This is a genomic window from Flammeovirgaceae bacterium SG7u.111 (genome assembly GCA_034044135.1).
Classification (GTDB): domain Bacteria; phylum Bacteroidota; class Bacteroidia; order Cytophagales; family Flammeovirgaceae.
Genome location: CP139021.1, coordinates 4,121,067 through 4,142,406 on the forward strand (window position 1 = coordinate 4,121,067; position 21,340 = coordinate 4,142,406).

The following is a 21,340-nucleotide window of genomic DNA, read 5'->3' on the forward strand; positions in this document are numbered from 1 at the left end:
ATGGATATAGGTGTATTTGATGATGACTTGTTTGAAATTTCAGTATAAAAAACTTGTAGAGACACTGGGATCGGCATAAACCAATCCCAGTGTTTTAATATTAATAACCAGGGTTTTGGGTCAATACCCCAAAACTCACATCAATTTCCCTTTGAGGAATTGGTAGCAACAATTTAGTTGGTGAGAAGGTAAAACCTTCCTGAGCGGCAAAAGCACTCATTACAGACTCCGCTTCGCCAAATCGCACCAAATCGTAGAGCCTGTGGTTTTCAAAAGCCAACTCTACCCTTCTTTCGTCGAGCAACATTTGTTGAGTAATAGTTCCACCCGCAGGAATAGTCGATAAACCTGCTCTATCCCTTATCATGTTGAAAGAAGCAATAGCATCAGCATCGCTTGTAGAAGCACCACCTGCCATAATCGCTTCCACGTGCATGAGGTACACATCCGCAAGGCGAAGCACTATCCAATCGTTTCCGCACAACCTTTTATCGGCTGATGAAGTGATGAACTTACCTACCTCAGCTTCATTATCAGGATTGTACAAGGTAGACATCCTCTTATCACTAGGGTCAACGAAGGCATCGAAATCATCCGTGATGTAGTTCAAACCAGCAGCTAAACCTGCTTGGGTAAACTCAAGAGAGAAATCTTGGCTTTCGTTAATATTGTCGTTCACATACTGTACAGTAAAGATAACCTCGCTATTAAGCTCGGTATAAAATACTTCGTTATAATCACCACCTAAAGAATATTCACCACTGGCCATTACTTCTTCTAGTAGGGGCAATGCTCCTGCATGGTCGCCTTGGGTTAATTTCACTTTAGCCAATAGCGTTTTTGCAGCACCAACAGTTGCTCTACCCTCTTCTATTGAAGATCTTCCTGGCAACAAGCTAGCCGCTTCTGTAAGATCAGTAGCTATCGCTGTCAATACCTGAGCTACATCCGCTTTCTTGAATGCCTCACTCTCACTAGGCAATACAACCTTTGTAACGAGGGGAACTGCACCAAAAGCTCTGGTTAGGTTGAAGTGGGCAAGAGCTCTTGCAAACTTCGCCTCACCTTCAAATTGCTTTTTAAGATCGGCATTATCCACTACTTCCAAGTTTTCCAACACTTTGTTGGCACGGAAAATCACATTGTACATTCCTGACCAATATAGTGATATAGCACCATTGGTTGGCAATACGTTCATATCCTCGAACTGAGCCCACTCACCTTCACTACTTTTAGTTTTAGTATTGTCTGAACGCATTTCAGTAAGGGCGAACTCACGTAGGTAAGCCGCTTGAAGACCATCATAGATTGCAACTACTGCAGCATCTATTTCAGCAGTATTGGTATAGAACCCGTTGTCCCCTATCGCTGAAATAGGTTTCAGCTCTAGCTGGTCTTGACAGGCTGTAGTCGCCCCAAGCCCTATCATTAAAATAAATAGTTTAATTATATTTTTCATGACTTAATTTCTTTTTTGTTAAAATTCCAAGTTCACACCAACAGACCAAGTTCTGTAGATAGGTGCAGCACCTCTTTGGTATCCGTAAGTCAATGGGCTATCAAGACCTTCGTTTATACCTTCAGGATTGTAGCCTCTGTAGTCGCTACCCATAATATAAAGCAAGTTTTGAGCTGCCACATATACCCTTGCCGAATTCATACCCACCTTATCAATAAGTTGGCTTGAAAACTTATAGCCTACGTTCAAGTTGCGGAGCGCTATATACGAAGCATCCATTACGATGTCATCAGTAAATATTCTCTGCTGAACTTGTGCTGCGTCTGGGAAGAAATTAGGATCATCTGAATCGGTGATATAATCTTGGTTTGAACTAAACTGATTGTTCACGTACTGAGGGTCCATATTCCTTACTTTTGCACCGTGTGAGCCTTGGAACATGAAGCTCATATCGAAGTTTTTGTAATTGAAATTGTTGGTGATCGACCAGATCAATTTCGGGAATGGTGAACCAAGGATAGTACGGTCATCAGTGTCTATCAGACCATCACCGTTCAAATCTTTCACATAAATATCTTGAGACTCCGCATTAATAGGGTAGAATGGGTTTTTCAGATAATTAAGGGGGATTTCTTTATCTACTACATACCCATAGAAAGATGCAACAGGCTGCCCAACTTCTGCTATCCACTCAGCTGGTCTTTTCGAATCTACTACTGAAATCAAACCTTCTGCACCTGCAAAATCGAGCAAGGTGTTTTTGTTGTTTGAAAGGTTACCAGTTGTAGTCCACTTGAAGTCACCAGAATTGATGTTAGTAGTGAATATTTCCATTTCCAAACCTTCGTTCTCTACTTTTCCTAGGTTAACTACTGCTTCGGTAAACCCTGTTGCAGATGGAATAGGTTGTTGGATTAGCAGATCATCACTTGTTCTATTGTAATATTCTATCGTGAACCTGAATCTATTATCTAAGAAACCGAAATCTATACCAGGGTTGAACTCAATTGATTTCTCCCATCTTAATTCTGGGTTAGAAAGCGTAGTTTGGTTGAAACCTCCATAGATGTTTCCATCTAATACGCTACCAATTGGCTCTACTTGACCGATGTGGGCATACCTTCCAATACCAGCATTGTTACCAGTCATACCATAACTAGCCCTTACTTTCAAATCACTCAGGATTGAGTTACCCATCAAGAAAGACTCTTCTGAAACCCTCCATCCAACAGAAACTGCCGGGAAGAAGCCGAACTTGTTATCGGGACCAAATTTAGAACTACCATCAGTTCTTGCACTTAAAGAAACAAGATACTTGTCTGCGTAAGCGTAGTTGACCCTGCCCAAATAAGAAACCAATGTTTCAGCATCTTCATAAGTATAGGCCCCAGTTACATTAGTGCTTGGAATAGTAGTTACATAATCAAAGTTGTATCCCGCTGCATCAATATCCGTTTCATTCACATTCCACGATTCAAAAGCAAAACCTGCAACAGCATTAATCGAATGGTTACCAATCTCCTTGTCATAAGTGAACATTTGTTCTGTTACTATGTGATACTGTGTTCTTTGAGCATCAGCTGCAGATGTTCCTCCAGATCCTCTTCTATCAGATAAGGTTCCTATGTAATCTCTGTTTCTTCTGAACTGCACATCTCCACCTATGGTAGACCTGAAGTTCAACCCTTTGGCTATCTTATACTTCAAATAAGCATTGGTGTAAATTTTTGTGCGATAAGTCAAGCGTTCTCTTTCCAATACTTTTGCTAGGGGGCTAGCATTGGATGTAGTGCTGATACTCGTTCCACCAGACTCAACAGGCTCTCCTGCTTCTAGGTCGTAATTGTCAAACATTCTTTCCCAAGCATAGTCACCTATTTCTGCTTCAGAGTATGCACCACTATCGCGCAACCTGTTTATGTACTCTTCGTTAGTTTCGTCGATGTACTGTGGCAACCATGGGGACTGGCGAATAGCATCATGAACTCCAATTGGGAACCTACGTTGCTTCGAATAAGAAGGGTTGACCCTCAGCCCAAAAGTAAGTCTTTTACCTAATTTAGTCTCGAGGTTCAATCTAAAGTTGATTTTCTCATAGCTATCGGTAAGCAATACTCCTTCATCAGAAAGGTAACTTCCAGAAAGACTGAACTTCGTATTCTCACTTCCACCCCTTGCTGAAATTGAATGGCTTTGGATAACACCGCCATCCATCATCACTTCTTCCCAGTTGGTTTCAGTACCAAGCTGTTCAATGTACTCCAGCTTCTCGATGAGTTCACCGTTGTTGTTAGCTCTCACATAATTGTTCCAATCAGAAATAGAGCTAAGCACATCGCTTTCAGGAACTGCTTTCACACCAACATAACCGTTGTAGGAAAATACCGTGTTACCAGCTTTACCCTTTTTGGTAGTGATCATGATCACACCGTTTGCACCCCTTGATCCATAGATAGCAGCCGAAGCAGCATCTTTCAATACTTCTACAGATTCAACATCGTTCATATCGACGCTACCAAGGTAATCACTGTCTACTACAAGACCATCTACTACTACGAGGGGATTAGGAAAAGATGTAATAGAGCCATTACCTCTCACACGAATGGTAGGCGCTTCACCAGCAGCAGGGTTAGTCATCTGGATATTAATACCAGAAACTTGGCCTGCTAAGGCATCATCCACCCTCGAAAGTGGTATTTGGTCGAGTTTTTCGTTGGTTACTTTGGAAACAGCACCAGTCAAGTGTGACTTTTTCTGAGTACCATATCCAATCACCACTACTTCATCCAATTGTTCAACATCGAGCTCTAACACGATGTCAATGGTGGTTTGTGAACTAACTACTACTTCTTGATCCAAAAAACCGATGTAACTGTAAACTAATGTTGCATTTTCCGGTACTTCTAAATTGTATTCTCCATCAATGTTAGTTGTTGTACCGTTAGACGTTCCCTTCACCAAGATACTTACGCCTGGTAGAGGCTCATTTTCATCGCTAGAGGTTACTACACCTTTAATTAGCGTTTTACTAGTTTGTGCAAATAATGTGTTATCATTAACAAGAAAACACAGAATAAAAGCGAAGGCAACTAGAAAATATTTGCGATTCTCTAGCCTTCTCATCAAATTTGTAGGCATAATTCATATAGTTAAATAAAGGATTAGAAATGCAGTTTCTGATCCGATATTATAAGAGAGGCTTCCCCCAAAGTCTCTCTTTTTTTATCGAACTACAGAAACCGTTGCTTTTTACTGTAAACTAAAACATCATTGAGGTGCTCTGCCATTGCCTTCTTTGCCATAGCTCCGTCCCCCTCTTTGATATATTTTACAATTGAGCGGTGTTCTTCAAAAGCCTTATCGGCTCTTCCGTCACCACATACATTTTCTTTGGTGAAATACTCCATTAGGTCAGGAGTTACTATCATCATCAAACTTTTTAATGCTGGGTTTTTACCAGCTTCAGCTATTTCTAAGTGAAAAATCAAATCTTCTTCTACTGAAGGTAAACCTTCGGAAATGTTTTGTTCATAGGCATTTAATGCGTTTTCAAGCTTGACAATATCCTCAGGTGTTCTCCGCTCAGCTGCTAATTCTGCAACGTGCGTTTCAAGAATCACCCTAGTTTCTACTAATGAAAAGAAATCGTACTTACCCAAATTCAATACATCCGTGATCAACCCCTTAAGTCCTGTAAGCCCCATGCCAGCCACTACTGTCCCACTTTGCGGACTCGTGTTTAAAATACCATAAAACTCTAGTTTCTTGATAGCATCTCTTACAGCACTTCTTCCCACACCAAACTTTTCTGACAGCTTACGCTCCGAAGGTAATGCATCGCCTGGCTTAAGTTGTCCTGAGCTTATCAACTCCCTAATTTGTCTTATGATAATATCAGAAGGCTTTACAACGGCTATTTCTTTAAGGTTTTCTAAAATGGACATACTGTTGAATTTAGTCAATTAAACTGGATATCTAGATAATGGTTGATTGGATACTGGTAATTGGTTAACCAATTATAATGGGATAATAATTACCATCCAAGACTTTTTCATTAAAATTTCATCAAGGCCAGCTATTTAAATAAATACATGATGTTGGGATTTATCATTAACTCATGTTCAACTGGATAGACAGCGGAGTTCGGACTCATCACTTAAAATTCAATTTCATCTAGAATTATTCCTGCTCACACTATTTCATACGCCACTAGTATAGGGAATCCTTCATATTGGTTCTAGAAAAGCAAGAATTCAATGAGTGTTTTAAGTTAGAGAGGTAAGAAAGGCTCGACGTTTTACATCGAGCTTTTTTTGTATTCAGCATACTTACTATACTCCCCCCTCCCTATATTCTACCTATGTGACTAAAGTCACCACATACCACCCCACCATCTTGTATTTTTGATTCAATCGAATGTTTAACCCTACAAAAAATACAGCAATGAAAAAAAATATGGGCACCATAGACCGAGCTATCCGAGTGATAGTAGCTGCGGTCATCGCAGTTTTATATTTCACAGGAATAATTGGAGGCACCCTAGCTATTGTTTTGGGGGCTTTAGGCGTAATCTTCCTCCTCACAAGTTTCGCAAGCTTTTGCCCACTTTACGCCCCGTTTGGGCTTAGCACCTGCAAACTGAAAGAATCTTGATTTCCCACTAACGAACCTGTTGACTTCTACTTTCCTACCTGCGCTGGGGCGCAGGTATCTTTTTGATTAAGACCTTATTTTCGGTTCTTTTACCCCTTTTATGAGCAAATACCCACAAAACCCAAATTATGCAACCAAAGCTACCATGTCGTCAGGATACGTTAGCCAAACTAAGATTGGAAAAAGGAAATATTTCACCGTAGAGATGATGTAGCCAAAGCAACCGATAATTAATAATGTACTGAGAGTTAACCTTGGGAAACAGTTTTACAAATAGCCCCAAGAACACCCCAAATCCCTAAACCTTTTGCTTGCACAGTTTTTTCTACTGATGAGAAATCATTAAAACCGAAAAAACAGATGCAAGATTTTAGCGATAAGAACATACTAGTAGTGGGTGCAAGCTCGGGGATTGGATACGCTTTGGCAGAGCAGTTGGTAAAGGAAAATGCTCGTGTTTATTCGGCTTCCCGAAATAAGCCCCAAGGGCTAGAAGCTAATCACACCACCTTAGATGTTACCCAGCTTCAGGGTAACGAATTGGGAAACTTGCCCAAAGAGCTCCATGGCTTGGCCTATTGCCCCGGCACTATCAACCTAAAGCCCTTCCAGCGACTCAAAAAAGAAGACTTTCTGCATGACTTGGAGGTAAACCTTTTGGGAGCTGTTGGGCTTATTCAGCAAGCTTTGCCCAACTTGAAAAGAGCTGGAGCGGCAAGCATCGTGCTGTATAGTACCGTTGCCGTCTCTACGGGAATGGGATTTCATGCGAGCATAGCCGCGGCAAAAGGGGCAGTAGAAGGCTTGTCAAAATCCTTGGCTGCGGAGCTTGCTGGGGCAAATATTCGGGTGAATGTAATCGCCCCATCCATCACCGATACGACCTTGGCGGGCAACTTGCTCTCCACCGACGACAAAAAAGCGGCTTCGGCACAGCGCCATCCGCTCAAAAAAGTTGGCTCGCCCGAAGAAATAGCCGCCCTTTCTGCCTTTCTGCTCTCCGATTCTGCCGCTTGGATGACAGGGCAGGTAATTGGTGTAGATGGAGGGATGTCGAGCACTAGAGCTTTGTAAGACGATTTGATAAAGATTAGCGATTTTTGACTTATTCTGAAACCACAGGCTTCTTTGGAGTTTGCGGTTTTTTGTCAATTAAATTTTGGATAAAAAAATACTGGCGCTCAAAAACTCTTATTCGAACTCCTAAGCGAACTTAAGAATAAGCCTAAGCCGCCAATGGCGAGTACCAAGATCACGATAAGGTCGAAGGAACTCATACTTTGTAGGCTGAACCGTGTAGAGGAAATCACCCCGAAGATCATAGCGGCGATGGAGCCTAGGGCAAGTAGCCAACCTATCATGTTTTTGGAATTGTAAAAGATCATCCCGACCCCGAACATAAACGGGATCATGATCATCCCACCAGTCACATTGAAGTTGCTACCCATGCCCGAAAAGGAGGCAATTCGCATCCCCATCCCGAAGTTAGCCGTCACCCTTATTGACTTCAGCAGGAGGTAAAACCCTCCAATCATCATGATAATCCCCAGAAAAAATCGACCCGTACCGCCAGTAGTTCCACCTGCGCCCATAACATGTTTCGTGTTAAATGTTTAGAGAAATATTTATTGCCGTTAAGATAGGGAAAATTGGGGATTGAGAGAAATTATTAGTTGAGTACATAAGAATAACTACTTTTGCAAAGTACTTCATCTAAAAAGCTCCAAATAATTCTTTCAAAACACCTTCAACTAATTTAGGTTACTATCAGAAGGAGAAAAAGCTAACCATATTTCAAATTTTTTAATGCTAAAGGGGGTTTCTTGTAAAACCAAGAAAAACTATGATTGTAGAATTCTGGGATAAGATATCACATTTTGGAACTGAAACAGCTTCAACTTCTGGGGAGGTAAAAAGAATCATTTATTGCAACAGAATAGCCCTGTCTCTGTTTTTTATCTCAATATTGGTCAGCATTTTTGTTATTGGTAACATCTTAGCTACTGGAAAAGTATTAGATACTAAAGGTTGGATCAATACTTTTAGAATCATGTTTATGGGAATGGGAGGTGTAGTCACGCTGCTATTCAATCGATACAAACTTGTAGTCTTGGGGAAATATGTACTAAGCCTTGCCCCTATTTTTTTTCTTTTAGTCTTCCCAATATTCACCGATCGGGTTACAAACGAACTTCTTCTCATCATCCCAATTTCATTTTTGGCGCTTTCGTCCCTTTCCATTTTCATATTTTCTTTTTCTAATGAAAGGTGGCATCTGATTAGCATCCTAGCTATCTATATTTTATACATCCTTTTTTACGAACATCTTTATTTTAACCAAACGAACCCTCCTAGCCTCTTCGCAATCATCAGCGAAAACCGTTACATTTTTAAGCTAACCCAGCTTTTCACTTTTCTTTATTTTTGTACCATTATTTTCATCGTTCTTTCTCACAACTTCAACATCTATAAAGATATCACCCACAAAAACAGCTTGCTGGAAGAATTTCAGGAGGAACTCACGATCCACAATGAACAACTGAAGCAAAAACAATGGGAGTTGGAATCAAAAAACAAAGAGCTCGAAGACGCTCTTTCCCAACTAAAAGCAACACAATCTCAATTGGTGCAGTCTGAGAAAATGGCATCTCTGGGCACGCTCACCGCTGGTATCGCTCATGAGATAAACAACCCTGTCAATTTCATCTCGGGTAGTTTGCAAGCCTTTGAGGGGCTGTTACAAACATATCAGAATGAAACAAATACAAGTGACAAACTCGACAAGAAAGAGTTTAACACCAAGCTAGAACGCTTGCTAAAGAACTCAAAAAATGGGACAAAGAGAATACAAAAAATAGTAGAGGGGCTGCTTGTTTTTTCCCACAAAGGCACTGAAAATAAAAGACCTTCAAATATCCAAAAGATCATTGAATCTACTTTGTCTCTCATCCAATTCAAGATTTCGGAAAACACACAAGTACTAAAAGAGTTTACGGAACTTCCAGAGGTGATTTGCTACAGGGACAAACTCCACCAAGTTGTGCTCAATATTTTGGACAATGCCATTTATGCTACCAATTCAGTTCCTAGAGAGACGCATTCCATAAAGATCAAAACATCTCTCGTTCATCGCAATGGCTCGTCTTATGCCGAAATTGAAATTTCAAACTCTGGACCATCCATTCCAAAAGCACTTTTAGCCCAACTTTTTGACCCATTTTTCACCACCAAAGAACCTGGAGAAGGGACAGGGTTAGGGCTATCTATCAGCTATAATATCATTAAAGAGCACGAAGGCTTCCTTGAAGTCCGCAATAATGATATTGGCGTCTCTTTTTCCATTTTGCTACCCTTATAAAAAAGACAAGCACAGAACCCTACGGAAGAAGCTCTGTGCTTGTCGCCTAAATATTGAACTAAAAAACAACTTACCAATGCAACCCTTTCCCTTTCAAAAACTTTAGCAAAAACTCAGGTTCATCGGTTTGAATAATATTTGCCCCTCCAACCACCAACGCTTCAAGTCCTTTTTCATCTTGGGTTTCCCGAATGGCTTTGTCCACATCCCCCAAGGCATTTATCCACACCCGAGCATTCCTCTCTTTGATCAACTCTACCACGTCTTTTGAATAAAAGCTTGCATCGATATGCACCACCGCTGGTTCAAAAAGCGTCAATGCCTTGCCAGCTTCCTTCTCCGAATGCGCTCTGGGCATCAGTGCAAAGTTAGCATCCGCTTTTTTTAGTTTTTTCAACACCCTATAGTCGCTATCAAAAAAGAAAACGATTTCTTCAAAAGAACCACCTTGGATCACTTCAATTATTGGGGCAATATTGGAAGTTTTTAAATCCAAGTCCACCATGATCTTTCCTTCACAAACAGCCAATGCATCTTCTAAGGTGGGAATCCGGTAGTCGGTCTTTTCTCCATCTTTTAGCAAGAATAAATCTTGTAACTCAGCCAAGTACAAGTCTTCTGGTTTCCCCGTCCCATCAGTTGTCCGGTCAATGGTGCCATCGTGCATCAGCACAGGAACTCCATCTTTGCTCACACGTACATCTATCTCCACAATATCAAACCCTAGGTCAATAGCATGTTGGATAGCTTCGAGGGAATTTTCTGGGTAAAGCTTGTGAGCAGCTCTGTGCGCAGCGACTAAAACCTGCTTAGAAGTTGGATTGAAAAACTCTTTTTTGATGCGCTCAACTTGAGCATAACCTTGATGGGTAGCAAAAAAGAGCAAAAGGCTCAAAAAAGGTGTAACAAGCGTTAGGTTCTTCATATCACTTAATTCGTTCTTTAAATTCAGGAATTCTATTGATCAAATTGTTAGAAGCCTCGGGCTGTTTCACCAAATCAAAGGCATCGTACAATTGTCCCGCCGCAGTGTAAGCTTCAAACTTCAAGGTATCTCCTTTTATGGAGATAATCTGGAAAAGCTGGGTGTTTTTTGCCCTCCTATCCATCCACGAATCTTCCGAAACATCATACATTTTAGGACCACTCACCGATACCACATACATCGTCCCTGAAACTTTATCGTTTAGCGAAAAGCCCGTTGGTACGTTATTCACCATTCCTCTACCGTACGCATGATCATGCCCTTGAAGCACGATATCAACTTTGTATTTATCAAAAATAGGCTTAAAATGTTCACGCAATTCTTTGTTGTCTCTGTTCGGTTTGGTAGAGAAAACAGGATAGTGAAAAGTGATAGCCGTCCATTTTTTGGGGTTATTTGACAACACCGAATCCAACCATACTTTCTGGGCTTCTCTGTATTGTTCAGATTCGTCAATCTGTTCGGCATCCAATGAAATCACCCGTAGGTCTTGGTAGTCGGCAAAATAGCAGACTTCTTCTAAGCCAGCAGGGCCGTTGGTAGGTAAGTTAAACTGAGGTCGCCACTGAGGGGAAAGTACCACATCTTTGTATTCGTGGTTGCCAGGAGTCATTACACTGGGCACCATTGAGTGTATAAAAGATCCTGCATAGAACCATTCCCCCCATTCCAAATCTCTATCGTGGCGATTGATCAAATCACCGGCATGGAGCATAAAATCTACTTTGGGCAAAGTAGTATAAGCTTCCCGAATCACCCTCGACCACATCGACTTTACATCGTTTTGGGCATCGCCAAAGTAGATAAAAGAAACCTCATCCTCCACTGTTCCAGCGGTAGTAAATTGAATCCATTCGCTCCAAACTTCTCCTTGTCCCACACGGTAAGCATACCTTGTATTGGGCTGAAGGTTGTCCATTACAGCAGAATGGTAGTGGGCATAAACCATTGGCTCGTCATCATGCTGATGGTCCAATCGCTCGGTTGCAGCCACAATAGTTCTTGCTGAATCATCAAAATCTGAGCCGTGCCCCGCAACCGCAACTTCTACTACCCCCGCAGTAACTGTCGTGTCCGTTCTCCAATTTACCGCCATTGAAGTGGAAGCATCTTCGGTAAGGTTCAAAATGATGCGATCAGGCGTTGGTGTGGGGAAAAGTATATTTCGAACATGCCTGAAATCGGGATTGTAATCCGTATGGTAATGCTCATGATCGTGAGCATGTTCTTTCTGGCAAGCTGAAGTAAATAGCAAGCCAGCAGAAACCCAAATAATTGTTCTTAAACTGAATTGAAAGTTTTTCATATTGATTTTGTGAATAATTTAAGCTGTTTGATAAAAATCGGTATAAGTTATTTAATAAAAAGCATATTGAAATCAACACTTTCCCATCGCTGGTCATCGGCTAGTCGGTAATCCAAACGGAGTTTTTGATTCCCATCTGTTTCCACAAATTCGATCTTGATCGGGTGCAATCCTTTTTTCAAGGCAATTGATCCGGGAATGGCGCGATAATGATCATCTGAAATTAATTGATCATGAACATAAAATTTCCCGAACTCATCTGCCCTACACCTGAATTGGTAAAGCGCATCGGCGGGCACTTCAATGTATCCTTCCAGCACGAGCCCAAACTCATCGCTTCTATCTGCTATCAACCGTACGTCGAAGTCCTTCGCAACCCCTTCTTTCACCACTTTAAGGTTTTCAAAGTTTGGAATACTATCTTCCCCCCACATTCCCTCGTAGTATTTATAGCTCAGCCCTTTGATGTTTTTCTTCTTTTTAACCGCTTTTAAGTAAGTCGCTTTTTTATAGTCCTTAAAGAAAGCCTTGGACACTTGCCCCTTCCCATTTTTTAATTGGAAACCAACACTTGAAGTTTCATCTATCGGAATTGCACTTCCATTGTAGGGTTTATCTACAGATTCAGAATTAACTGAGTAAAACACCTTCGCTTCATCAAACGGGTTATTGATGCTAATTTCCTGGTTATCGGCAAACAAATCAGTTGTTGGGAAAAAGTAATCGGGCTCGCTTGCTTCTAGTTTGATCACCTTATCTCCTTCAAGTTTTAAGTCAGAATAATCTTCTCTCTCAAACTTCATTTCCCAGTGGAACTGAAGCAATGCTTTTTCGTCTTGGCTCAGCGGTGTAGAAGATGCTAAAGTTATTTCAAAGGTCTTTTCAGAACTTGGCTCAAGTTCAATAGTACTTTTGGACGGACTGATTTCAAATTTGTGTTGGTGGAAAAAAGACAGGTCTATCAAAAGCTTGTTTTCTGATTTGTTTTTGAACTTCAAATAAAGCGTTCCTTCCTCAAACGCCTCCCCTTCATTGGTAAGAAGCAAATGTTCAAAAGAAGTATTTTCAAGCATTGCATCAGCCAACTTTCTCGTTTCAGCATTGCTGATATCATGATCCAGCACGCCGTCGAGCTTAAGGTTTGCCATCACCGGCCCTTCATCCGCCATAGTTACCCAAGTAATATGGTCGTACTCTCCAAACCTGTGACCCCGCAAAGCACTGCCACCACCCGTTGTACCCAACACATAGTAATTATGATTCAACCTTTTCTCGTGAAGGTAATGGTGGGTATGCCCTGCCAAAACCGTGTATTTTCTATCAGCTATTGCATCTTCTATTTCCTTGAAACGTCCTTTGGTATCGTAGTTCCAAATGGGGTGGTGTACCAATAAAAAAGTCCATTTTGCATCTTTGTTTTCAGCTATGGTATTGAGCACATAATCACGCTGCTCTTCAGAAATATTGAAGTCATCGTCGTCGTTGCTATCCATAATTACAAACAACACATCTTTGTAGGTAAAGGAGTAAAACCGCCTTCCATAACGCTTTTCCCATTCTAGCTGCATCGTTTTGTTGGAAATATCATGGTTGCCGGGCAGGTAAAAAAAAGGCACTTTCAATCTGCCTATAATACCATTCATTTCTTCCCATTCTTTGTTTATTTGAGTTGAATCTTGGGTATAGCCTTGGATCAAATCTCCTACGCTCACCACAAACTCAGGCATCATTAAATTGAGCTTGTCAATTCCTTTTTCAAATATCCCCGGTCTTGCTCCTCCCGTTCTGTCCGAAACAATGGCAAATTGGAAATTAGCTGGGTTATTGTAAAACTGGGTATTGGTCCACGGTTTCTTTGCTGTTTCTACTTCGCTTTTGAAAATAGCATCTTGGGCATAAACTTTTCCCAACAAGAGGAAGAAAAGAAAGAGTAACGTTTTTTTCATAAGATCAGAGGTTGTTGAAATGAAAAAAGCGGGAGAGCAAAACGCCCCCCGCCATACTTGATAAAGTTAAATATATTACCACGGATTGTTCATGCCTTGGAGCAACCAAGGCTTAGACCAAGCACTGTTTTTTCCGTCTGTTCTGGAATAGTTTGTTTCTTCAAGATTTTCCAGTGCCGCTTCGAAATTCGTAGGGTTTTTATCCCTCGTATCGCTAGAGTAGTAGAACCTTACTGGTAGCTTTTCCCTCTTGGCTTTTGGTCCAGCTTCTAACTGGGGGAAGCCCGTTCTGCGGTAATCACTCCACGACTCTGTAGCCGAACCCCAGCTTGCAATCCATTTTTGAGTCATCAATTGCTCCAAAGAATTGTCAAATGTAACTTCTGCTTGGGCTATATACGCATCGTAATCATCAACCACACCCCAAAATTCGAAAGATGATTTGACAGCCGCTTCATAATGAGTTTTGGCATCGCCGGTGCTCCACCCTTTTAGCGCAGCCTCTGCAAATAGGAAACTTACCTCAGTAGCCGAAATCAAACGAGCTTTCAAAAGCTCTCCGTTAGCATCTTTGTAGATATCGTTCAAATACGATACATGAGGATTGTATGAGTTTTGACCCGGAGTTGGGTTTAAATTGTACCAAGATGGGTTTGCACCTATGCTCGGAGGAATGCCCACGTATTCATCGTCGGTATCGTAAAGTGTTTCTGCGGGGATCATATCAGGATGTATGTATCTTTTACCATCTTCCCTCACCTCATCGGTTCCAGCAGGCAATGAAGCATCAACTACCAATGGAATTTCTACTTTATTAGCCCAAACACTCAACCTCGGATCGCTCAGCCCTTGAAGCGTTTCTACAATCGTCCCACACATTTTTATTCTTCTGAACCCACTTCCACTTGCATCGTACACCCAGTTAGATGGCCAAGAGTCGGCAGCGCTATTGCCCACAAAATCCATCATGGCATCTTCAGAATTATCACTAATAAACACACCCGAAGCATAAATCCCTTCCACTCCACTTTTGGCAAAACTTGGATCTTTCTCCGAGAACCTCATGTAATACCTAAGTAGCAAAGAATTGGCAAATTTTCTCCACATCATTGGCTCATCGTGCAAATACAAATCTGCATCGCCCATGGTAGCTGTATATTCATCCTTATTTTTAGAAAGTAAGACACTTGCCTCTTTCAAGGTTTCGATGATTCCTTTGTAAATCGTTTCTTGGGAATCGTACGCTGGCAATAAGTTGTCTTCACCGCCAAGGTTGCCATTGAGTGCATTAGTATAAGGAGCATCTCCCCATAGGTCGGCAATTTGCCCAAACAAGAAAGCTTCCATCACTTTGGAAACACCCATTTGGAACTCCCAGCCCAAATTTTCTGCATTTACATACGCCTTTTGGTTAGTTCTGAGAGTATTGTAATAAAAGCTCCAGCTTTGGTCCGACCAGTCATAGTCGTTGTGCCCGGTAGCCCAAGCATCTTTTTGAGTATGCTGCATCACACCTGCCAAGTCACCAAAGCCTAGGTTTACATAGGTTTTACCTGTTTCACTCAAAACGGTGGAGAGCAAAAAGTTTGGATTAGCAGATGAAGGAGGAATCCCATTAGGGTTCAAGTTCAGCTCTGTAAGGTCTTTACAAGAGGAAAAAAGCAATGCAACTAGAACTATGGTTGCAAGTATATTTTTATTAAATGATTTCATTTTTGTATTATTTTTTACTTCAAAGAATATTAATCAGTGTAGCTAAATTATTGAGCTCTTATATTCGCTCATTACCCCTATTTATAGATCTTAGTGACGGTTTCTGGTTTCGAGTTACTGGTTTCTGGCTCTGAGTTTTCTAATCACGAATTCCAAGATGTACATCCTGATATCATAAAAGTTGAAACTCAGAAATTAAAATCCGTTTAAAATACATGTTCTAACATTTTTCCTTTTGAAAACTAGTAACAAGAAACTAGCAACTGGCAACTTTTAATTAGAGTAAAAACAAAGGATTTCAAAAATCACCGAATACTTAGCTTACAATATAATTGAAATTGATCCTTAGAAATTAAGAGATAACTTGGCTCCTACCGGCATCACCCATGGAGTTACATTGTAGCGCTCGATGCCCTGCTTGAAAGTACTGCCGCTCCCTTGTGTTCCAGCTTCTGGCTGGAAAGCCATTTCTGGGTCTATACCAACTTTTGCCTTTGTCCATATCATGATATTTCTGCTGAAAAGAGATACCGTTGCATTTTGGATTTTTGCTTTGGCAAGCATGGCTTTTGGTAAAGAATAGCTCAATGAAACCTCTCTAAGTTTGATGAAAGAAGCATCGAACAAAGCAGGTTTGGTAAAGCTCCATGGGTAGTTATCTTGGAAGCGGATGTACTTCGTTCCTTCCCCACCAAGGTTTTCCTTATAGCCTACGAAATTCCCTTCGTCGTCAAACTCTTCGATCACACCTGGGTTGAAAACCCCATCGTTAAGTGTAATCCCACCTTCGGTATGTTCGAACCCACCCAGATCGGCAGTCGGTCCACCTACTATATTGATTCCATCTATGATCAATTGATCAGCATTGTCTTTCAAGTACTGAGGGAGATCAGCAGGGTCTCCATCGTACTTAATAGTGTTGTCGATGAAGCGTTGGGAATGAAGATCGGACTCTCCGTAACGATATGTTTGAGAAACAAATTCGCCTCCATTTCTCCAGTCGAAGCTGGCAGTAAGAGTAAAACTCTTGTATGAAACAGAAGTCTGCATCCCAAGAATAAAGTCTGGATTGAAATTACCAATTTTGTTTTTGGTTTGCTCAGCGTTGATATCATTCCAGCCACCATCTTCATCTAGAATTGGGTATCCAAAATAAGGAGAATTTGGATCTTCTACAGTTACCAACTCTCTGTCGTAAATATCGCCGATAGTCTCACCTTCAAAAGTCCATGCCCCACCTTTTGCATCAGTCCATAGTACGTAGCGTTCAATTCCTTCTGTTAATTTCTCAATCTTAGTTCTGTTTTGGGTCAAGTTGAAGTTCAAGTCCCAAACAAGGTCAGAATTTTGAATTGGCGTAACCCCCAACATCAATTCCCAACCTTTGCTTGAAAGTAAGCCAGCGTTGATCTGCTTGCTTGAATACCCCGATTCGATAGGAATGCCAATAGGCAAAATCTGGTTCTCATTTTCCAAGGTATAATACGTTCCTTCAAACCTCAATCGACTTTGGAAAAAGCCTAAATCAATACCTACTTCAGTAGAAGTTGCCCTTTCTGGCTTCAAGTCAGGAGTAAGCAGGCTAGATGGAACTGCCAAACGGGTTACATTGCCCCAAGCGTCTACATTTGAAAGTACTGGATCAAGCTTGTAAGGATCAGTATCGTTACCAACCTGTGCCCAACCAGCTCTTACTTTAATCAGATTGAATGAACTTGGCAAGTCTACCATTTCATTTATTAGAGCACTCATAGAAACAGAAGGGTAGAAATATGACCTGTTCTCTTCGGGTAACGTACTCGACCAATCGTTCCTTCCTGCTACATCAAGGTAGAGCATGTCTTTGAAGCCAAAAGAAGCCATTCCAAATACACTGTAAATAGCTTTCTCGTACCAGTAGCTGCTAGATTGTAGCGCATCGGGGTGAATATTTGAAAGATTGTACAACCCTGGTGTGATCAAGCCAAGCCCTCTACTTTGGGTTTGATTGGTTACATTGGTACCATGCTGGTACATCATGTTTCCTCCTAAAGAAGCCATCACATCAAAAACCCCAACCTTTTTGTTGTAAGAAAGCAACAACTCAGTATTTCTTTCCAGCCTCGAAAGGTTTGCTAAGCCATAAATACCATTTGCATCTTCAGTATAACTCTTGGCTATTTTAGTTTCTCTTTGCTCATTAAATTGGTCGTGAGAATACTTAGCCCTTACACTAAGTTCGTTTGTGATATCCCACTGTGCATTCAAATTTCCAAATACCCTGTTTCTTACAAAAGCATTGTTTGCCTCATAAGCCAAAAAGTAAGGGTTGTTGTAATCGCCTATCGCTTGCGAGCGTTGCTGAATTCCTTCCTGGCCAGGTACCCAATATTGCTCCAAGTCCTTCATATCGATATGGGGAGCAACGTCATACATAGCTTGCAACGGATTAGCTCCTCTGTTTCCCGCTGGTCTATTGTTCGAATTGCTTCTGCCAATATTCACATTTGCACCAATAAACACCTTCTTGGTAAGCTGGTATTTTGTATTGATGTTTAAGGTGTTTCTGAATAAGTCCGAGTTTGGAATGATACCCCTGTTGGTCATATTGGTAAAAGACAACCTGTACGAAAGTTGATCATCAATATTGGCAATAGCGATATTGTTGGTCGAAGTAATTCCCGTTTGCACAAAATCCTTGTAACGGTCAGGATGGGAAGTCAACTCGTATGGTATCGGATCACCATTTTCGTCTAACTTACTGTTCCATTGCACAGCACTATAGCCCTTGTCCAGCTCAGGGCCTACCCATGCCGAAGAACCTTCGTTTATCTCCAAAGGTCCAGAAAATGGGTTGCTATCGGGAGTATAAGGGCGCTCGCCTGTGGCAAACGTGTTGTGCATATCTAAAAACTTGTAAGGTCTGTCAAACACCGTACTTGAGTTAACAGAAACTCCCAGCCCGTTACTTTTCTTTCCCTTTTTGGTGGTAATGAGCACTACTCCATTACCCGCTCTTGAACCGTACAAAGCAGCTGCACTTGGCCCTTTCAACACCGAAATGTTTTCAATATCATCAGGGTTGATGTCAGAAATTGCATTACCATAATCTACCACATTTCTCCTTCCAATTTCCTGAGTGTTATTGAGCGAGCTATTTACAGGTACTCCATCAATTACGTACAAAGGTTGGTTGTCGCTATTTAGAGAAGTAGCACCACGGATGATCATACTCACCGATGATCCAGCTGAGCCTCCAGTTGAGTTGATTACCACGCCAGGCACACGCCCCGCCAAAGAGTTCAATACATTCTCTTGGTTAACATGAGTAAGGTCTCCGCCATCTACGTTGCCTACCGCATAGCCCAAAGATTTTTGTTCACGTTCGATGCCCAAAGCAGTTACCACTACCTCTTGCAAAGCTTTCACATCGGCTGCAAGGTTGATATTCACTTCTGTTTGTGAGCCAACTGGCACTTCTTGCGGGATAAAACCTACAGAACTAAAAACCAAAACGGCTTCTCGGTTAGGAACATTAAGCGAATAGTTTCCATCAATATCAGAAATAGTACCGATAGTAGTCCCTTTTATAAGAATGTTCACACCGGGAAGACCCTCACTATCTTCTTCAGAAATAACTTTTCCCGATACTTTGATAGCCTGTACAGGAGATTTTTGCTGAATCGATTTCCCTTTAACTATAATTGTTTTGTTAATTGCTTTGAAATCAAGGTTAGCTTGAACGGCAACTTCAACCAACAGGTCATACAGATTTCCTTTTCTTTGGATATTGATGTTTTTTGAAAGAAGAGGGCTTATTCCATCTTCGTACACAAATGAAAACCCTGTCTTTTTTGTAATTTCTTTAAATACTAAATTAACCGAACCATTATAATTCCGCACTTGGATTTTGACTTCTTTTAATTCGTTATTGCCTGGAGCAGCTTGAGCGTTGCCCACTACTCCCCAGAAGAAAAGCAGCAATAACAGCAGATGCTTGATTTTTTTTTCCTCAAGTAATAATTGTTTCATAATTTTAAATCGTTTTTTAAACAGTTGATTAAAAAGCATTTGCCACGAAACCGAAGTCTGAAACCGCCAAATTTTAGTACTTCGGCTAGTGGCATTTTTTTTAGTTAATAATGTGAAAGGTTTATTGGTCATGTATATTTTTAGAAAGGATGACTTTCCTTCCTTCTATTTTATAATCAATATCAAGTGCAAACTTGAAGCTCTCAAGCACCGCCAATATATTCTCATTTGCATGAGTACCCGTGAGTTTGTAGCTGTTGATCTCATTATCTGTGATGTATATTTCAACATCATACCAGCGCTCTAGCATCCTTTTCACTTTGGGGAAAGGACTATGCTCAAACGTTAGCACACCGCTCATCCAAAGTAATTCTTGTTCTATCGACCGTTCAAATACGCTGCTCTCCCCAGTTGTTTTATCAAGAACATACAATTGGTTTTTGACCAAAAAATGAGACTTCTCCGATAACTGATGGGCCACAGCAACTTTTCCAGATTTTACGGCCACAGCAGTTTCATCCTCTTCAGGATAAGCCGAGACATTAAAAGATGTGCCCAGCACTTTTACTTCCATGTCTTTGGTTTGGATATGAAAAGGCTTGAGCGTATCTCTGGCTATATCAAAAAATGCTTCGCCTTCTAGGCTGACAGTTCTATGTGTTGAAGAGAAATTCTTGGGATAGGTAAGCTTGCTCCCAGCATTCATGTTCACGATGCTGCCATCTGGCAATTCTACTACAGATTTTTCCCCGCCCAAGGTCACTTGTTCAATAAGCTCGACTTGCCGAAGCTCTCCTCCATAATTGAGCAACCTGAACATGAGGACGGAAATGAAAACCAAAGAAATGGATGCAGCCACACCAATAGCACGACTGTATTTTCTCAAAAAATAACGCTGATTGCCCTTAGCTATAGCACCTGTAAGCATCGCTGCTTCTTTGCTTAGCTCCGCCTTCTTTTCTCCATCAGTAATTTCTTTTTGGGCAAGAAGTTGCTCAAAATACCCTTCTAAAAAGAGAGCATATTTAGCTTCTACCAAGGGATCCTCAAACCCATTGATAAACTCATCAAATTCATCTTTGGAGAGTTTATTATTTAAATACTTTACCAAGTGGTTGTCCAACGCATTCTTCGACTTCATAATTCAAGCTTTTCATGGGTAATACCCCATACCTAGCCCTATGTACTACTGGAAGTGTGTAAAGAAACCGTGAAGGATTGTTTAACTAAAAAGGACTTTTAAAGGAAGAATAAGAACAGAACTGCATTTATTTCCATGGAGAGTTTAAGAAACTGCTTCAATTCCAGCCTAGCTTTTGCCAAGTGGTTTCTTACTGTGTTGGGAGATATTTGTAGTTCATCAGCTATTTCTTTGTAAGACTTGCCTTCACTTATACTTTTTTCAAATACTGATTTTCGCTGAGGAGGAAGGTCTTCAATCGCTTTTTGCAATAATTGGTACTCTATTTCAGTTTCAGCAATATTTTCCGTTTCCAAAACTTGAAGTTCTTCAATCATGCTCCACAGATCGACCCGTTTGCTTTCCGACCTTTTTATATTTCTAAAATGATTGAAGATTTTGTTTTTTGCAATGGTAAATAGATAAGAAGAAATATTTTGGGAGCTATCGAGACCTTCTCTTTTTGTCCAGACGGAAATGAAAATGTCTTGCACAATTTGATCCACCTCTCCTTTATCTTTCAAAAGGGATAGGCAAAAGCGATAGAGCGGACTTTTGTACTTGCAATAAAATTTATTGAAGGCTTCATGGTCACCTTCTTTGATAAGCTCAATAAGTACTGCTTCTTTTGTGGCCATAGGTTAAAATCTTTGCCCAAAAGAAAAGCTTTATTAGGAAAGAGCATTTACCGTACAGTTAACTTTACATTAACTGTATTAATGCACAAAA

Annotated in this window: 14 protein-coding genes; 3 read left to right on the forward strand and 11 right to left on the reverse strand. The window is 40.9% G+C overall.

Features of this window, described 5'->3' with window-relative positions:
• Nucleotides 1-100: 100 nt before the first annotated feature.
• From R9C00_16140 to R9C00_16150, 3 genes are all read right to left on the reverse strand, one after another.
• Nucleotides 101-1,459: a RagB/SusD family nutrient uptake outer membrane protein gene (locus tag R9C00_16140; GenBank protein ID WPO33233.1), complete on the reverse strand. Its 1,359-nt coding sequence runs from the start codon at nucleotides 1,457-1,459 to the stop codon at nucleotides 101-103.
• Nucleotides 1,460-1,477: 18 nt separating this feature from the next.
• Nucleotides 1,478-4,597 (reverse strand): TonB-dependent receptor, encoded by a 3,120-nt coding sequence (locus tag R9C00_16145; GenBank protein ID WPO33234.1) that lies wholly within the window; start codon nucleotides 4,595-4,597, stop codon nucleotides 1,478-1,480.
• Nucleotides 4,598-4,689: 92 nt separating this feature from the next.
• Complete coding sequence (locus R9C00_16150) at nucleotides 4,690-5,403, reverse strand: FadR/GntR family transcriptional regulator (protein WPO33235.1); 714 nt, start codon at nucleotides 5,401-5,403, stop codon at nucleotides 4,690-4,692.
• 499 nt (nucleotides 5,404-5,902) lie between these two features.
• On the opposite strand from R9C00_16150, the gene R9C00_16155 reads away from it, so the two are divergent.
• Both R9C00_16155 and R9C00_16160 read left to right on the forward strand, forming a co-directional pair.
• Entirely contained in the window at nucleotides 5,903-6,112 is a 210-nt protein-coding gene (locus tag R9C00_16155; GenBank protein ID WPO33236.1) for a DUF2892 domain-containing protein, read from the forward strand.
• Between the two features lie 360 nt (nucleotides 6,113-6,472).
• Nucleotides 6,473-7,186 carry an SDR family oxidoreductase gene (locus R9C00_16160; GenBank protein WPO33237.1) on the forward strand — a complete coding sequence of 238 codons (714 nt, stop codon included), beginning with the start codon at nucleotides 6,473-6,475 and terminating at the stop codon, nucleotides 7,184-7,186.
• Nucleotides 7,187-7,293: 107 nt separating this feature from the next.
• On the opposite strand, the gene R9C00_16165 is transcribed toward R9C00_16160, so the two are convergent.
• Nucleotides 7,294-7,704, reverse strand: a complete 411-nt coding sequence (locus R9C00_16165; protein ID WPO33238.1) for a hypothetical protein — start codon at nucleotides 7,702-7,704, stop codon at nucleotides 7,294-7,296.
• Between the two features lie 251 nt (nucleotides 7,705-7,955).
• Between R9C00_16165 and R9C00_16170 the strand changes: the two genes are divergently transcribed.
• On the forward strand, nucleotides 7,956-9,470 hold the full coding sequence (locus R9C00_16170) for an ATP-binding protein (GenBank protein WPO33239.1): 1,515 nt from the start codon (nucleotides 7,956-7,958) through the stop codon (nucleotides 9,468-9,470).
• Nucleotides 9,471-9,540: 70 nt separating this feature from the next.
• Here R9C00_16170 and R9C00_16175 read toward each other — a convergent pair whose 3' ends face one another.
• The 7 genes from R9C00_16175 to R9C00_16205 all read right to left on the reverse strand — a co-directional run bounded on the left by R9C00_16175 (nucleotide 9,541) and on the right by R9C00_16205 (nucleotide 21,249).
• Nucleotides 9,541-10,395 (reverse strand): glycerophosphodiester phosphodiesterase family protein, encoded by an 855-nt coding sequence (locus R9C00_16175; GenBank protein WPO33240.1) that lies wholly within the window; start codon nucleotides 10,393-10,395, stop codon nucleotides 9,541-9,543.
• A gap of 1 nt (nucleotide 10,396) precedes the next feature.
• The gene (locus tag R9C00_16180; GenBank protein WPO33241.1) at nucleotides 10,397-11,761 is read right to left on the reverse strand and encodes a metallophosphoesterase family protein; all 1,365 of its coding nucleotides are present in this window, start codon (nucleotides 11,759-11,761) and stop codon (nucleotides 10,397-10,399) included.
• Between the two features lie 47 nt (nucleotides 11,762-11,808).
• On the reverse strand, nucleotides 11,809-13,707 hold the full coding sequence (locus R9C00_16185; GenBank protein WPO33242.1) for a PA14 domain-containing protein: 1,899 nt from the start codon (nucleotides 13,705-13,707) through the stop codon (nucleotides 11,809-11,811).
• A gap of 75 nt (nucleotides 13,708-13,782) precedes the next feature.
• Nucleotides 13,783-15,420, reverse strand: coding sequence for a SusD/RagB family nutrient-binding outer membrane lipoprotein (locus R9C00_16190; protein WPO33243.1), 1,638 nt, complete (start codon nucleotides 15,418-15,420; stop codon nucleotides 13,783-13,785).
• 345 nt (nucleotides 15,421-15,765) lie between these two features.
• Nucleotides 15,766-19,431: a SusC/RagA family TonB-linked outer membrane protein gene (locus R9C00_16195; protein WPO33244.1), complete on the reverse strand. Its 3,666-nt coding sequence runs from the start codon at nucleotides 19,429-19,431 to the stop codon at nucleotides 15,766-15,768.
• A 121-nt stretch (nucleotides 19,432-19,552) separates the two neighbouring features.
• Nucleotides 19,553-20,572, reverse strand: coding sequence for a FecR domain-containing protein (locus tag R9C00_16200; GenBank protein WPO33245.1), 1,020 nt, complete (start codon nucleotides 20,570-20,572; stop codon nucleotides 19,553-19,555).
• A gap of 98 nt (nucleotides 20,573-20,670) precedes the next feature.
• On the reverse strand, nucleotides 20,671-21,249 hold the full coding sequence (locus tag R9C00_16205) for an RNA polymerase sigma-70 factor (GenBank protein ID WPO33246.1): 579 nt from the start codon (nucleotides 21,247-21,249) through the stop codon (nucleotides 20,671-20,673).
• Nucleotides 21,250-21,340: the final 91 nt, after the last annotated feature.

Bases quoted from the DNA above. Each gene is read 5' to 3' on its own strand.
- R9C00_16140 (WPO33233.1), bottom strand. From the start codon at position 1,459: ATGAAAAATATAATTAAACTATTTATTTTAATGATAGGGCTTGGGGCG.
- R9C00_16145 (WPO33234.1), bottom strand. From the start codon at position 4,597: ATGCCTACAAATTTGATGAGAAGGCTAGAGAATCGCAAATATTTTCTA.
- R9C00_16150 (WPO33235.1), bottom strand. From the start codon at position 5,403: ATGTCCATTTTAGAAAACCTTAAAGAAATAGCCGTTGTAAAGCCTTCT.
- R9C00_16155 (WPO33236.1), top strand. From the start codon at position 5,903: ATGAAAAAAAATATGGGCACCATAGACCGAGCTATCCGAGTGATAGTA.
- R9C00_16160 (WPO33237.1), top strand. From the start codon at position 6,473: ATGCAAGATTTTAGCGATAAGAACATACTAGTAGTGGGTGCAAGCTCG.
- R9C00_16165 (WPO33238.1), bottom strand. From the start codon at position 7,704: ATGGGCGCAGGTGGAACTACTGGCGGTACGGGTCGATTTTTTCTGGGG.
- R9C00_16170 (WPO33239.1), top strand. From the start codon at position 7,956: ATGATTGTAGAATTCTGGGATAAGATATCACATTTTGGAACTGAAACA.
- R9C00_16175 (WPO33240.1), bottom strand. From the start codon at position 10,395: ATGAAGAACCTAACGCTTGTTACACCTTTTTTGAGCCTTTTGCTCTTT.
- R9C00_16180 (WPO33241.1), bottom strand. From the start codon at position 11,761: ATGAAAAACTTTCAATTCAGTTTAAGAACAATTATTTGGGTTTCTGCT.
- R9C00_16185 (WPO33242.1), bottom strand. From the start codon at position 13,707: ATGAAAAAAACGTTACTCTTTCTTTTCTTCCTCTTGTTGGGAAAAGTT.
- R9C00_16190 (WPO33243.1), bottom strand. From the start codon at position 15,420: ATGAAATCATTTAATAAAAATATACTTGCAACCATAGTTCTAGTTGCA.
- R9C00_16195 (WPO33244.1), bottom strand. From the start codon at position 19,431: ATGAAACAATTATTACTTGAGGAAAAAAAAATCAAGCATCTGCTGTTA.
- R9C00_16200 (WPO33245.1), bottom strand. From the start codon at position 20,572: ATGAAGTCGAAGAATGCGTTGGACAACCACTTGGTAAAGTATTTAAAT.
- R9C00_16205 (WPO33246.1), bottom strand. From the start codon at position 21,249: ATGGCCACAAAAGAAGCAGTACTTATTGAGCTTATCAAAGAAGGTGAC.